Below are 229 nucleotides of genomic sequence, written 5' to 3'. Positions count from 1 at the left end.
CTGCTCACGAACGAGCAGGGTGAAATGGTCTACGCCGAACACCATTTCGCGATTGACCATCTGCAGATCACGACCAGCATGCATCGTCGTGCCGGCAGCCAGCGAGAATGCGTCCAGGCCGTCACCGACGGCGCGTTGTACGACATTACCGACATGCGTGAATGGCGGGAAGAGAAGGGCTGCGGCGTGGTGACGCTCCCCGCGCCTGGCTGGCAGAGCACGCTTGAAC

1 protein-coding gene is annotated in these 229 nt (G+C 62.0%); it reads left to right on the top strand.

The window, feature by feature from the left end; translation table 11 throughout:
• Positions 1–24: 24 nt before the first annotated feature.
• A partial coding sequence (locus ACWXWW_RS18430) for a hypothetical protein (protein ID WP_455971503.1) occupies positions 25–229 on the top strand: 205 nt, incomplete at its 3' end.

The organism is Microbacterium sp. KNMS, assembly GCF_053851835.1.
The sequence above is the reverse complement of the archived record's forward strand: the minus strand, read 5'-3'. Positions and strand labels throughout refer to the sequence as shown.